Genomic DNA, 13,179 nt, shown 5'->3' with positions numbered 1-13,179 from the left:
CGGGGGCGGGCGGGCAGCGGGGTGCGGCGCGGCGCGGGGTTCTGCGTCGCTATTCGGGGGCTGCCCCGGGGCCCCCGCGGGGCGCCGGGCCTCGGCCGTGGTGCGTCAGCGCTCGGTCGTGCCCGTGCCCGCCATCGGGAGGGCGAACGCGAGCGTCGCGGCGAGGAGGCCGCCGACGAAGAGCCACACGCCGCCGTCGACCCCGGACATGCCGGACCCCATGAGCACGAGGCCCCCGACGAACAGGGCGAACGCGACGACGAACCGCGCGAGCGCTCCCGCGTGACCGGGGATGTCGCGGCCCTCCGTCCCGGTGGGGAGGGGGCTCTCGGCCGCCTGCTCGCTGGTCGTGGTCATGTCGTTCTCCTTCTGAGGTCGGTACGAGGCCCGGGGCCGACGCGTGCGGCGATCACTCCAGGTAGTTCTCCACCGTACCGGGGTCTCGGACGGTCGCCGCATCCGGGTCGCTCCCGAACTCGCGCGCCGCGTCGCGCTGCCGCAGCAGGTCCCAGCACTGGTCGAGCTCGACCTCGATCGCGCGGAGCCGCTCGTGCTCCTTCCCCCCGCTGATCTCGCCCTTCGCGAGCTGCTCGCGCAGCTCGCGCTCCTGGGCCACGAGGTCGCTGATCGTCCTGCGGATGCCGTCGTCCGTCGCCATGCGTCCACGGTATGCCCGACGGCGCACGTCCGCCCGGGCGGTCGGGCGCGGTTCCGGCGACCCGCGCTCGGGGGTCGCCGGCGCTCGGCGGCGACGCCCTAGGCTCGGGCCATGACGACGACGATCGGCCGGACCGTCCTGCTCTGCCGCGACCTCGACGCGAGCGCCGCGTTCTGGGCCGACGGGTTCGGGTTCGGCACGCTGTTCCGGGGCGAGACGGACGGGTTCCCGCTCCTCCACGTCGGTCCCGGACGGGTCGACGAGCCGGGCCTGTGGCTCGTGCCGCTCCCTGAGGGCGGCACCCCGCTCGTGCGGCACGGCCTGCCGAACCTCGTGCTCTACGTCGACGACCTCGACGCGACCCTCGACCGGCTCGCCGCCGCCGGGGTGACGCCGTTCGTCGGGCCCGACGCCGACGGCGAGACCGGCGACCGCTACGCGCACGTCAACGACCCCGACGGGCACCGCGTCGTCGTCGTGCAGCTCGGGACGGTCGAGCCCGCGTAGCGGGCTACCGGGCGGGGACCCAGGTCGCGTCGTCGGCGAGGATCGTCACCGCGTCGTGGTCGACGACGACGAACCCGCCGCCGATGCGCAGCTCGGCCGTCGGACGGTCGGGCGTCCGCAGCCGCACGCGCCCGGCCGCGAGCGACGCGGCGACCGGCTCGTGGCGCGCGAGGATCCCGAGCGTGCCCTGCACCGACGGCACGGTCACGCTGCGGGCGTCGCCCGCCCAGAAGACGCCGGACGGCACCACCACCTCCACGGACACCAGGCGCTCGCCCCCCGGGGCGGCGACGGTCTCGGACGGCGGCGGGGGCACGACGGGCACGGAAGGTCCTCCGGGTGGCAGGGCTCGGAGCCTCCGAGTCTGGCCGCGCCGGCCCTGCGCGCGACCTGGGCGTTCGTCACCCGCGCGGGGCCGAAGGTCATCCGGCGGGGCCCGGCGCGGCGCCAAACACGTTGACGCGGGACGCCCCGGAGGCGCACCATCGAGAGTGACGGTTGCCGAGGGCAGCCGTCCGTCGTGCCGGACGGCACGACCACGGTTCAGGTTCGCGCCGGACGGCGCGCCGCACGGGACGAGGAGACGCGGATGCACGGCGCCGCAGGCTGCGAGGTGGCCATGACGGCCTGCTCGGGCACCCTCCCCTCCCGCACCGTCAGCCGCTGAGACCAGCACCCGACGCCGACCTGGCGTCCGCACACCCGGGCGCGTCGCCGCCCTCGTGCGCGGCGACCACCGGAACGCTCACCGTCTCGGCTCCGACGGCTGCGGGCACGCCGTCATCCCCGCCCCTCCGGCGGCGCTCTCGCGCGCCCGGCGGCCTCTCGCCGTCGTGCGCCCGGCCGAGCGCCGCGGCGCCACCGGACCGGGGCGGGACCCGTACCGACACGGAAGCCGTGAACCCATGAACCCCCTGACCGAGAAGCAGATCCGCGCGTCCTTCGTCAACGCCTCCAAGCGCGAGGCCGCGCAGGCGACCCTCCCCGACCTCGATGCGCTCGACTGGGACCGCCTCGACTACCTCGGGTGGCGCGACCGCAAGGCGCCCCTGCTCGCGTACGCCGTGGTCGAGGTCGACGGCGAGCCGCGCGGCGTCCTACTGCGCTCGACCGACGCCAAGACGGGCGGCATGCGCAAGCGCGCCGTGTGCGCGTGGTGCGAGGACGTCGTCGTGACCGACGACGTCAGCCTCTACGTCGCGCGACGCGCGGGCGCCGCCGGCCGCCGCGGCAACACCGTCGGCACGCTCATCTGCACCGAGTTCCTCTGCTCGCAGAACGTGCGCCGCGCCCCCACGCGCACCGAGATGGGCGACGACGAGTCCATGCGCGAGCTGTTCGTCGAGCTCCGCGTCGACGGCCTCCGCGAGCGCTCCGCGCGCTTCGTCACCGAGGTCCTGCGCGACGTCTGACGCACCCCTCCCGCGGCGCCTACCTCGGCGCCGCGGGAGCGGCCGCCGAGCCGGACGACGCACCCGACGATGCCGGACCGGACGCCGCACCCGACGACGGCGACCCGGACGCCGAGGGCGACGGCGGAGCGGGGGCGGGGCGGGTCGTGGCGGGTCTGACGGGAGCCGCGAGGGACGAGCGGCGGATGGGAGACCCGTCGCGCCCCCGCGGAGCCCTCGCCCGCCCCGGCCCCGAACTCCCACCGTCGCGCCACGACGGCCACCAGTTCCAGCGCCCGAGGAGCGTCATCGTCGCGGGGAGCAGGAGCCCGCGCACCACGGTGACGTCGAGCAGCACGGCGACGGCCATCCCGACGCCGACCTCCTTCATCGCGACGAGCTCGCCCGCCGCGAAGCCGAGGAACACGATGCCGATGGCGACGGCGGCCGTCGTGACGACGGGGCCGGACGCGGTGATGCCGCGGAGCACCGCCCGGTCGTTCGCGGAGCGAGGATCCTCGCCGGGCGTGCGCGCGCGCCACTCCTCGGCCGTGCGCGCGAGGAGGAACACCTCGTAGTCGGTGGACAGGCCGAACACGAGCATGCCGATGAGCAGGGGTGTCGTGACGTCGAGGGCGCCCCACGGCTCGAACCCGAGGAGCGAGGCACCGACGCCGTGCTGGAACACGGAGACGAGCACGCCGAGCGTCGCGGCGAGCGTGAGCAGGTTGAGCACGAGCGCCTTGAGCGGCACGACGAGGGAGCCGGTGAGCAGGAACAGCAGGAGGAAGGTCGCGAGGACGACGACGCCGGCGGCGACCGGGAGGCGCTGCGCGAGGTGCGCCTGCGTGTCGACGACCTCGGCGGCGGGTCCGGCGACGCGGACGTCGAGGTCGGTGTCGACGGCACGCACGGCGCGGACGAGGTCCTGCGCCTCCTGGGCGGTCGCGTCTCCGCCGGGGCCGACGTCGGGCGTGAGGTCGACGACGGTGACCTCGGGCGGGTAGCCGCTGTCCTGGAGGGCGTCGTCGACGCCGGGCAGGGTGGAGACCCGGTCGAGGTAGGTGGCGACGTCGTCGTCGAGCGGTGCGTCGACGAGCACGGTGACGGGCGCGACGCCGAGGTCGGCGAAGCGGGTCGTGGAGGCGTCGGCGGCGAGGCGCGCCTCGGCGTCGGCGGGCAGCGAGTGGACCTCGGAGCTGCCGAGCGTGAGCGACCCGAGCGGGGCGGCGAGCGTGAGGAGGAGCGCGGTGGCGCCGAGCGTGACGAGCACGGCGTGGCGCTGGGCGGTGCGGGCGAGGCGGCCGAGGGTCCCGGCGCCGCCACGGCCGGTCCACGGGTGCGACCAGGTGCGGGCGCCGGGCGCAGGGATGGCGCGGTGCCACGTGGCGACGAGCGCGGGCACGAGCGTGAGCCCGGCGGCGGTCGCGACGAGCACGACGACGGCGCCGCCGACGGCCATGCCGGACAGGAGGGGGTCGCCGAGCAGGAGCAGTCCGGTGAGGGCGATCGCGACGGCGAGGCCGGACGCGAGGACGGCCCGGCCGGCGGTGGCGAGCGTGCGGCCGACGAGCTCGTCGGTCGCGACGTCGGGGGCCGCAACGCGCTCCTCGCGGAAGCGCGCGAGCACGAGGAGGCTGTAGTCGACCGTGAGGCCGAGACCGAGGAGCGTCACGACGTTCACGGCGAACTCGTTGACGGGGACGATCCCGAGCAGTCCGCTGAGCACGAGCAGCGCGACGGCGATCGCCGCGAGGGCGGTGAGGAGGGGCACGAGGCCGGCGCGCAGGCCGCCGAGCACGACGACGAGGAGGACGAGCAGGACCACGACGGCCACGCCCTCCCCGATCGCGGCGTCGGTGATCGCCTGCTCGACGAACGCCTCCTCGGCGAGCAGCGGGCCGCCCACGAGGACCTCGGGCGTGTCGATGGTGCGCAGCGAGTCGGCGACGTCGTGCGCGAGGGCGAGCGCGTCGTCGTCGGACAGCGCCGGGTCCAGCTCGACGACGACGAGCGAGCCCCGACCGTCGTCGGCGATGAGGCCGCCGCCGGTGTAGGCGTCGAAGACGTCGACGACGCCGGGCGTCGAGCGGACGCCGTGGAGGACCTCGCTCGCCTGGGCGACGAGGTCGGTGGAGAAGTAGTCGCGCCCGGAGAGCACGGCGACGACGGTCTCGCCCTCGGGAGCGAGCGCGTCGAGCCGCTCGGCCGCGAGCGCGGACTCGCTCCCGGCGGGTGCGGGCTCGATGTCGCTCGTCCGGTCGAAGACGGCGCCGCCGAGCACGGCGCCCACGACGAGGAGGACCGCCCAGACCGCGAGGACGACGGCGCGACGGCGCGCGGCGAGCCGGCCGGTGCGGTGGAGCAGGCGTCCGAGCGCCATGGCTGTCCTCCTCGTCGAGAACGTCGGTGGGTCGGTGGCGCGCGGGGCGCCGACGTGAGGTGAGCACCCTACGCGAGGTCGGAGCGCCGTCGGACCACGCTCCGGCCTCGCGTCGCCGGGTGCTGAAAAGGGTCTGCGGACGCGTCGGGCGGGGGCGGCTCGTGCCGCCGCCCCCGCCCTTCACGTCCCCCGTGGTGCGTCCCGGGGCGGACGGCTCAGCCACCCGCCCCGGGACGGGCCGGTCAGCCGCAGCTCACGGCGTCGTACGCGGCGTCCGTCTCGAACGTCCGCCCGTCGCCCGACGCGGACACCTGCGCGGAGCCCGCCTCGACCGAGGTCGCACGCGTCGCGAACGACTGGTACGCCGAGGCGCCCGGCTCGACGCCGGTCACCGTCTTCGTCCCGAACGGCGTCGTGAGCGTGACGTCCGCCGGCACCGTGTCGTCGTTCGTGGCGCGGACCGCGACGTAGACCTTGCCCGCGAGGCAGCGGGTCTGGACGGTCGTCGAGATCGCGAGCTCCTCGACCGGCTCGTCCGTCAGCGCCTTGAACCGGATGTTGCGGTAGCTGACCATCTCGCCGCCGCCGTGGTTCTGGATGCCGACGAAGCTGTTGACCAGCCGTGCCGGGTCGGTGCTCGTGAAGTCGTTGACGAGCACGTCGTTGAGGTAGACGCGGATGCGGTCGCCCTCGACGCGGATGTCGTACGCGTTCCACTGGCCGACCGGGTTCAGCGCGCCCGCGACGGCCTCCAGGTCGGCGCCCTGGAACGTGTAGATGGCGCCGGTGGTGCGGTCGTCGGCGTCGGTCGCGTCGATCTGGATCTCGTAGCCCTGGTTGACGGCCACCCACGGGTCGTCGCCCGGGTGCGGGAACCCGACGAACACGCCGCCGTTGTCGTCCTTCACGAGCTTCCAGTCCAGCTTGAGGCTGTAGCTGTCGCCGAGCTCCTCGTCGTACCAGAGCAGGCCCATGCCGCCCTCGCCGCGGATGGAGCAGTCGTCCTGGCGGCCGAAGCCACCCGGACCGGCCATGCGCCAGCCGTCCTGCAGGCTCTGGAGGGTGCCGTCGAAGAGGGCGGTGTAGCCGTCCTCGACGTCGCCCGGCGAGCAGATGTCGACGGTGTCGCCGACGGAGAGCACGTCGATGTTGATGTTGCCCTCGTCGCCGTTCTCGTACACGAGCGTGATGCTGTTCGCGCCGGCCTGGAGCTCGAGGTCGCGCGTCTGCACGCCCCAGTCCTTCCAGCTCCCGGTCGTCGGGAAGTTCCACTGCCCGAGGTCCTGCCCGTTGACGTGCAGGGACACGTTCTTGGCGCGCAGCTCGTTGTACGGGTGGATGCCGTTCGCGTAGCGCACGTGCACCGGGTAGGTGCCCGCCTCCGGGACGGTGACCGTGAACGTGCGGCCGGAGCCGACGTTCGTCATGCCGGCCGCGAAGCCCGAGCCGGAGTAGTTGCTGTGGTCGGACGCGATGCTCGACCCGCCGAGAGGCTGGGCGAGCTCGGCCTCGTACCAGCCGCGCTCGGCCGGCGCGACGTAGCCCGGGAGCGAGTTGAGCGTGTACCAGGCCTCGGTGCTGAGGAGCTCGGCACCGCTCGCGGACGCGAACGGGCGCGGCGAGCGGACGTACACCACGTGACCCGGCTTGAGGCCGTCGATCGTCAGCGTGACGGTCGTGCGGTCCTCGGAGACCTGGGCGTCGGAGACGTACAGCGGCTGCTCGTCGACCTTGGGCCCGCCGTACTGCTGCGTGGGCACGTAGCGCCACTGCTTGACCTGGTAGGCCTCGGCGAGCTTGTCCACGACCTCGTCCGAGACGGGGTCGGTGTACTCGATCTCGAAGCCGCCCTCGACGACGCGCATCTCCTTGATGTCGAAGGAGTCCTCGTTGACGGGGACGAGCTTCTGGAGGCCGTACCGGAGCTTGCCGGACTCGCCCCAGTTGCCGCCCTCACCGGTGCCGCCGGCGTACAGCGCGCCGTCGGGACCGTAGATGACGCGGTTCACGCCGACCTCGAGGCCCGCGGTGTGGCGGAAGACCGCACCCTGGAACTCGCCGTCGACCTTCTCGAGGAACGCGCGCTGGATGCCGCCGTAGGTGACGTCGCCGAGGAGCATCTGCCCCGCGAACTCGCCGTCCTGCACGAGGATCGGGTTGCCCGGGGAGTTGGCGATCTCGTTCTGCGGGAGCCACACGGCCGGCGGGGAGACGGGGTTCGCGTCGAACGGCCCGGCCGGGTTCGTGTAGTGGTTGTAGAACCGGTCCGGCTGGATGTGGATGAGCTTGTTGGCCGGCAGCCACGCGCCCTGGTTGTCGGTCGCGAAGATCCCGCCCTCGGGTCCGAAGCCGATGCCGTTCGGCGTGCGCAGGCCGCCCGCGACGTACGTGACCTCACCCGTCTCGCGGTCGATCTTGATCGACGTGCCGCGGTTGGCCGCGGGCTGCGGGTTGGTCGTCGCGCCGCCGTTGTCGATGGCCACGGAGAGGTTGACGTAGAAGTAGTCCTCGTCGTGGATCAGGCCGAACGCGAACTCGTGGAAGTTGCCGCCGTCGGGCCACTCCGCGATCTTCGTGTGCTGGTCGTAGAAGCCGTCGCCGTCGGGGTCGGTGAGCTGCGTGAGCTGGTACCGCTCCGAGACGAAGATCGAGTCCTCGACGACCTCGATGCCCATGGGGTTGAGCAGCTCGTCCGCGACGAGCGTCGCCGTGACGTCCTCGGGGCCCTGCGCGTCGAGCACGCCGTCGAGGAAGTACACCTCGCCGGAGACCGGGTCGGGGCGCCAGCCGCCGGAGCTGACCTCGCCCGTCGTCACGACGGCGAGCTGGTCGTCCGGGGTGAACGCGAGACCCGAGACCTTGGGCTCGAAGCCCTCGGGCCGCAGGTTCACGAGCTCGTAGTTGGGGTTGACCGAGTCGAGGCGCAGGCCGTCGCCCGCGGTGTCGGTCGCGCCCTCGCAGTACTTGTAGCCGGGCGCGGTCACGCGCACGACGCCGGCCTCGGTGCTGAGCGCCGAGGTCGGGATCACCTGGAAGGTGGAGCTGCCCGGCGTCTTCCACGCGAGCGTGAGGCGCTGGTTGTAGCCACCCTCGTAGTAGTCGACCCGCAGGTCGTGCACGCCCGCGGTGAGCGCGACGCTGCCCTCGACGGAGGTCGAGTCGTTGGGCCCGTCGTTCTCGAGGACGAGCTGGCCGTCGATGTAGACGAGCGCGCCGTCGTCGTTGGTCACGCGGAACTGGTACTGGCCGTCGGCGGGGACGTGCAGGTTGGCGCTCACCTGCGAGATGAAGTTGTCCTCCGCGCCGAACTGCTCGGCCGTCGACCAGTCGATGGTCGGCATGAGCTTGTCGACGTTCGGGGTCTGGCCGGACTTCAGGGTGCAGACCGCTCCGGGGTCCTGCGCGAGCTGGAAGGTCCGCAGCGTGACGCCGGGCTCCTGCTCCGGAAGATCGGCCGCGGCGGGGACGGCCCAGCCCGCGACGACGACCGCGCCGAGGGTCAGGGCGGCCGCGCCGCGTCGGTACCTGATCCGGCGGGACGCCGGCAGGCTGGTGCGTTCGAGCATCGTTGCTCCTTCTCGGTAACACATCGAGTTCGACGGAGCGTAGCCCTAGCCGCCCCCCTCGCCGCACCCTGCCGTCCCCGTCGATGACAACGGTGGACAATCTAGCCCGCGTTTCATCGGCATGTCTACAACTTCCGTCGCCTGGTCGGCAAAAGTGGAGCCAGAGCCGCCGTCGTACGCTCGGCCCATGAGCGCACGCCACGGCGACATCGCCGACCGCACCGCGTCCCGGCCGTTCGCGCAGGTCGACGTGTTCACGGACGTGCCCACGCGCGGCAACCCGGTCGCCGTCGTGCTCGACGGCGAGGGCCTGACGGACGAGCAGATGGCCGCGTTCGCGCGCTGGACCAACCTCTCCGAGACGACCTTCCTGCTCCCACCCAGCCCCGAGGGCGCTGCCGGCGGCGCCGACTACCGGCTGCGGATCTTCACCCCCGGCGGCGAGCTGCCCTTCGCCGGCCACCCGACGCTCGGCTCGTGCCACGCGTGGCTTGAGGCGGGCGGCCAGGCGCGGGCGCGCGACGTCGTCGTGCAGGAGTGCGGCGTCGGCCTCGTGACGATCCGGCGCGAAGGCGCCGAGACCGACTCCGGCGCCGGCTCCGACCGGCCGTCCCGGCTCGCGTTCGCCGCGCCGGCGCTGCTGTCGGACGAGCCGCTGCCCGCGGACGAGCTCGCGGCGGTCGTCGCAGCCCTCGGCGTCCCGGAGGACGCGGTGCTCGACCACCGCGTGCTCGACAACGGGCCGGGGTGGCGCGTCGTGCTGCTCGACTCCGCGGAGCGCGTCGCCCGGCTCGCGCCCGACTGGTCCCGGCTGCGCGCCGAGCGCCCGGACCTGTCCGTCGGCGTGGCCGGCCTCTACGGCGACGACGGCGGCCCGGACGGCGCGGCGGTCGAGGTGCGCGGGTTCGCGCTCGGCATGGGCATCCCCGAGGACCCGGTCACGGGCAGCCTCAACGCCGTCGTCGGCCAGTGGCTCGGCCGTGACGGGCGCCTCCCGGAGCGGTACGTCGCCGCGCAGGGAGCCGCCCTCGGACGCGCCGGCCGCGTGCACGTCACGCGCGACGACGCCGGCACGGTCTGGGTCGGCGGCGCGAGCGTGACGTGCGTCGCGGGGACCGTCCGTCTCTGACCGGCGGCCGCGGAATCCGGCGGCGCCGCAGGGGCGCGCATCCGTAGACTGCGGCAAGTGTCAACAAACCCATCGGTTTCCGCGCCCGACCCTGCCCTGACGCCGGGTGCGGTTCTCGTGCGCGCCCGCTGGGCGCTCATGGTGCAGTTCGCGCTGTTCGGCGTCATCGGCACCTCGTGGATGAGCCGGCTCCCGTCCGTCCGCGAGGCGCTCGGGCTGAGCTCCGGCCAGCTCGGCGCGCTGCTCGTCGTCGGCGGCGTCGGGACGCTCACCGCGGTGGTCGCCACGGGCGCGGTCGTCGCACGGTTCGGCAGCCGCACGACGCTCGTGGTCGCGACGACGGCCAACGTCGTCGGGTTCGGGCTCGTCGCGCTCGGCACGGCGACGGGAAGCGTGGGGGTCTTCGCCGTCGGGGCGTTCCTCAACGGGATGTGCGGCGCGCTGACCAACGTGCCCATCAACATCTGCGCGGCGTCCGTCGAGCAGCACGTGGGGCGCGCGATCCTCCCCCACTTCCACGCCGCGTTCTCGATCGGCGCGGCGTGCGGGGCGCTCGTCGCGGCCGCGTTCTCCTGGGTGCACGTCGGCATCGCCGTGCAGGTCGTCGTGGTGACGCTCGTCGTCACCGCCGTGCGCGCCCTGCTCATCGCGCCCGCGACCGCCCTCGCCCCCGAGCGGGCCGCGGCCGCCCGCGCGGACGCACCGGCCACCGCGGACGCGACCGACGACGACGTGCCCGTGGTCGCGCCGCGGCGCGGTGCCGGGTTCCGCGCGGCGCTCGCCGCGTGGCGCGAGCCGCGAACGCTGCTCATCGGCCTCGTGCTCCTCGCGTCGTCGCTGTCCGAGGGGTCGGCGGGCAACTGGCTCTCCATCGCGGTCGTCGACGGGTTCGACGTGCGCGAGGCGCTCGGCGCCGTCGCCTACGGGACGTTCGTCGGCGCGATGACGGTGTTCCGGTTCGCCGGGACCGGCCTCATCGACCGGTTCGGCCGCGTCGCGGTGCTGCGCGCGTCGGGCGCGTCCGCGCTCGTGGGGCTCCTCGTGTTCGGCCTCGCCCCCACGCTGCCCCTCGCCTGGGCCGGCATCGTACTGTGGGGGTGCGGCGCCGCCCTCGCGAACCCCGTCGCGATCGCCGCGGCCTCCGACGACCCCGCCCACGCGGCGCCGCGCGTGGCCGTCGCGACGTCGTTCTCCACCGTCGCGATGCTCACCGCGCCGCCGCTGCTCGGGCTGCTCGTCGACGGCGTGGGCGCCCGCCACGCGCTCCTCGTCATCTGCGCCGCGACGGTCCTGTCGCTCGCGGTCGCGGGCCAGGTGCGCCCGCTGCCGCGCCCGACCCCTGCCGCCGCAGCGGTCCGGGCGCGAGGATAGACGCGTGGACGACGCCCAGGTCGCACGGCTGCGCCGCGACGCGCACGAGCGGGCGCTGCGCCGCCCCCGGCTCCCGTTCGCGGGGACCGTGCACGACGAGGCGCGGGACGGCGTCGGGCTGCGGCGCTACGTGCCCGAGGCGTCGGACGCCGGCACGGCCGTCGTGTTCCTGCACGGCGGGTACGGGCTGCTCGGGGACCTGGAGCTCCAGGACGGCCCGTGCCGACGCCTCGCGACCGCGCTGACGGCACCCGTCGTGGCGGTCGACTACCGGCTCGCGCCGGAGGCGTCGCTCGCCGAGTCCGCCGAGGACGCGCTCACCGCGCTCGCGCTCCTCGCCGCCGAGGGCGTGGGCCGCCTCGCGCTGGTCGGGGACTCCGCGGGCGGGACCGTCGCGGTCGCCGCCGCACGACGCGCCCACGGCACGCCGCTCGCCCCGGCGTGGCTCGCGCTGACGAACCCCAACCTCGACCTCACGCTCGGCTCGTTCGACGCGGCCCGGCCCGGCGGCCCCGATCCCGCGCTCTCCGCGGCGTCGTTCCGCGCGTGGACGCGGGTCGAGGACCTCGCGGACGCGCCGCGGTTCGACCTCGACGCCTCGGCTCTTCCGCCGACGTTCCTCGCCGTCGGCGACCAGGACGCCCTGCTCCCCGAGGCGCGCGCCCTCGCCGAGGCCTGCGCCCGCGACGGCGTCCGGTGCGAGCTCCTCGAGCTGCCGGGAGCGAGCCACGGCTTCCTCGGCGGCGACGACGCGCCCGCGGTGCTCGCGCGCCTGCGTGCGTTCGTGCGCGACTCCGCGGCCGCGGACACGCGAGCGCCCCGACCGTAGGCCCCGGACGCACGAGGGCCCCGCCCGCGGGTGCGGACGGGGCCCCGGCCGGGACGGCTCAGCCGCGCAGGCCGAACATCGCCGTGTAGCTGCGGCGCGCGTTGCCGAACGAGTCGAGCGGGTTCGGCGGGACCGCGGTCGTGGCGGCGTTGTCCTGCTCCCAGATGCCGTAGCGGGTGCCGCGGGCCTTGGTGGCGCGCAGGAACTCGCGGTACGGGAGGTCGCCGGCGTCGAACTCGATGATGTCGAACCCGTTCGGGTTCGCCGCGTTGCGCGCCCCGTCCTTGAGGTGCAGGAGCGGGAACCGGTGCGGGTTCTCGCGCACGTAGTCGATCGGCTCGAAGCCCGGGTAGAGGTGCTGGCCCACGAAGGCCCAGTACACGTCCATCTCGAGGAACACCGTGTCCGGGTCCGTGTTCTCGAAGAACACGTCGTACAGACGCACGTTCGGCTGGTCGGTGGCGAACGCGAACTCGCCCGCGTGGTTGTGCTGGTAGAGCTTGAGGCCCGCGGCCTTCGCCTGGGCGCCCCACGCGTTGAACTCGTCCGCGGCGGCGCGGTAGCCCGCGACGGTGTTGATGTTCGACGGGGCGTTCGCGGTGCCCACGTGCGGCATGCCGAGGATGTTCGCGATCTCGAGCTGGCGCGGGAGGTCGTTGCGCAGCGCGGTGAGGCTCACGTGCGAGCCCACGGCCTTGAGCCCGTTGTCGTCGAGGAGCTGGCGGATCTCCTCGGGGGTGATCGGCCCGACCTGGCCCTGCGTGTACCCGGCGAACTCGATCTCGGAGTAGCCGATGTCGGCGAGCTCCTCGAAGACGGCCCGGAACCCGAGGCTCGAGACCTTGTCGCGGATCGAGTAGAGCTGGATGCCGATCTTGTTCGGGGGCAGGAGCCGGCCGTTGCCGTTGCTGCTCCCGGCGGCGGCGGCCGCGTTCGGGTTCGGTGCGGCCGAGGCCGTCGGCGCGACGGCGGCTCCGAGGCCCACGGCCACGGTCGACGTCGCGAGCGCCCGGATCAGGCTCCGACGCGTCATGGTGGACTTGCTCATCGTCTCTCCTTCGAGGGATGGGCGGGACGGCTCCGGTGAGCCGCACCGCGGTGGTGCAGTCGGCAGCGAGTCGGCGACAGCCAGCGCTCGCCGCCCCCGTGACCCCGTCGTCGGGGCCGCGCGCGCCCCCTGCGTCCTCGTCTGTCCTGGTTCGGGCCTCGAACGGCGCCCGGCGTCGGCTCCTCCTCGTCTCGTCGTCGAGCGGGTCCTCTCGCACGTCCTCGTGCGGGGGAACGCGTCCCACGGTGTGTCGGGTGGTTCACCTACCACCCGGTCGTCATCCTACGAGGCTTTTGT

11 protein-coding genes are annotated in these 13,179 nt (G+C 74.3%); 5 read left to right on the top strand and 6 right to left on the bottom strand.

What is annotated here, in order from left to right:
• Positions 1–105: 105 nt before the first annotated feature.
• Together GYH36_RS01625 and GYH36_RS01620 are read right to left on the bottom strand one after the other, a co-directional pair.
• Positions 106–357, bottom strand: a complete 252-nt coding sequence (locus GYH36_RS01625) for a hypothetical protein (protein ID WP_024840971.1) — start codon at positions 355–357, stop codon at positions 106–108.
• 52 nt (positions 358–409) lie between these two features.
• Complete coding sequence (locus tag GYH36_RS01620; protein ID WP_024840970.1) at positions 410–658, bottom strand: DUF2630 family protein; 249 nt, start codon at positions 656–658, stop codon at positions 410–412.
• 111 nt (positions 659–769) lie between these two features.
• Here GYH36_RS01620 and GYH36_RS01615 point away from each other — a divergent pair, with 111 nt between their 5' ends.
• Positions 770–1,165, top strand: coding sequence for a VOC family protein (locus tag GYH36_RS01615; RefSeq protein ID WP_024840969.1), 396 nt, complete (start codon positions 770–772; stop codon positions 1,163–1,165).
• A gap of 4 nt (positions 1,166–1,169) precedes the next feature.
• Here GYH36_RS01615 and atpC read toward each other — a convergent pair whose 3' ends face one another.
• A complete protein-coding gene (atpC, locus tag GYH36_RS01610; protein WP_051471702.1) occupies positions 1,170–1,490 on the bottom strand; it encodes an ATP synthase F1 subunit epsilon in 321 nt (106 codons plus the stop codon).
• 580 nt (positions 1,491–2,070) lie between these two features.
• Here atpC and GYH36_RS01605 point away from each other — a divergent pair.
• On the top strand, positions 2,071–2,577 hold the full coding sequence (locus GYH36_RS01605; protein WP_024840967.1) for an FBP domain-containing protein: 507 nt from the start codon (positions 2,071–2,073) through the stop codon (positions 2,575–2,577).
• Between the two features lie 19 nt (positions 2,578–2,596).
• Here GYH36_RS01605 and GYH36_RS01600 read toward each other — a convergent pair whose 3' ends face one another.
• Both GYH36_RS01600 and GYH36_RS01595 read right to left on the bottom strand, forming a co-directional pair.
• Positions 2,597–4,939: an MMPL family transporter gene (locus GYH36_RS01600; RefSeq protein ID WP_162288911.1), complete on the bottom strand. Its 2,343-nt coding sequence runs from the start codon at positions 4,937–4,939 to the stop codon at positions 2,597–2,599.
• Between the two features lie 242 nt (positions 4,940–5,181).
• Entirely contained in the window at positions 5,182–8,505 is a 3,324-nt protein-coding gene (locus tag GYH36_RS01595) for a 3-keto-alpha-glucoside-1,2-lyase-like domain-containing protein (protein ID WP_162288910.1), read from the bottom strand.
• Between the two features lie 187 nt (positions 8,506–8,692).
• On the opposite strand from GYH36_RS01595, the gene GYH36_RS01590 reads away from it, so the two are divergent.
• Genes GYH36_RS01590 through GYH36_RS01580 form a run of 3 tightly spaced genes read left to right on the top strand, consistent with a single transcriptional unit; the run spans position 8,693 to position 11,834 of the window.
• Complete coding sequence (locus GYH36_RS01590) at positions 8,693–9,634, top strand: PhzF family protein (RefSeq protein WP_162288909.1); 942 nt, start codon at positions 8,693–8,695, stop codon at positions 9,632–9,634.
• A 57-nt stretch (positions 9,635–9,691) separates the two neighbouring features.
• Positions 9,692–11,005, top strand: coding sequence for an MFS transporter (locus GYH36_RS01585; RefSeq protein ID WP_151192031.1), 1,314 nt, complete (start codon positions 9,692–9,694; stop codon positions 11,003–11,005).
• A gap of 4 nt (positions 11,006–11,009) precedes the next feature.
• Positions 11,010–11,834, top strand: coding sequence for an alpha/beta hydrolase (locus tag GYH36_RS01580; protein ID WP_024840962.1), 825 nt, complete (start codon positions 11,010–11,012; stop codon positions 11,832–11,834).
• Between the two features lie 58 nt (positions 11,835–11,892).
• On the opposite strand, the gene GYH36_RS01575 is transcribed toward GYH36_RS01580, so the two are convergent.
• Positions 11,893–12,882 (bottom strand): sugar phosphate isomerase/epimerase family protein, encoded by a 990-nt coding sequence (locus GYH36_RS01575; protein ID WP_024840961.1) that lies wholly within the window; start codon positions 12,880–12,882, stop codon positions 11,893–11,895.
• Between the last annotated feature and the right edge of the window lie 297 nt (positions 12,883–13,179).

Origin of the sequence: Cellulosimicrobium composti (assembly GCF_010287905.1) — a bacterium.
Lineage (GTDB): Bacteria > Actinomycetota > Actinomycetes > Actinomycetales > Cellulomonadaceae > Cellulosimicrobium > Cellulosimicrobium composti.
Note: the sequence above shows the minus strand (reverse complement) of the source record. Positions and strands in the feature narration are given on the sequence as shown.

Coding starts and splice junctions, on each gene's coding strand:
- GYH36_RS01595 (WP_162288910.1), bottom strand. CDS start 8,505: ATGCTCGAACGCACCAGCCTGCCGGCGTCCCGCCGGATCAGGTACCGA.
- GYH36_RS01625 (WP_024840971.1), bottom strand. CDS start 357: ATGACCACGACCAGCGAGCAGGCGGCCGAGAGCCCCCTCCCCACCGGG.
- GYH36_RS01590 (WP_162288909.1), top strand. CDS start 8,693: ATGAGCGCACGCCACGGCGACATCGCCGACCGCACCGCGTCCCGGCCG.
- GYH36_RS01575 (WP_024840961.1), bottom strand. CDS start 12,882: ATGAGCAAGTCCACCATGACGCGTCGGAGCCTGATCCGGGCGCTCGCG.
- GYH36_RS01600 (WP_162288911.1), bottom strand. CDS start 4,939: ATGGCGCTCGGACGCCTGCTCCACCGCACCGGCCGGCTCGCCGCGCGC.
- GYH36_RS01605 (WP_024840967.1), top strand. CDS start 2,071: ATGAACCCCCTGACCGAGAAGCAGATCCGCGCGTCCTTCGTCAACGCC.
- GYH36_RS01620 (WP_024840970.1), bottom strand. CDS start 658: ATGGCGACGGACGACGGCATCCGCAGGACGATCAGCGACCTCGTGGCC.
- GYH36_RS01615 (WP_024840969.1), top strand. CDS start 770: ATGACGACGACGATCGGCCGGACCGTCCTGCTCTGCCGCGACCTCGAC.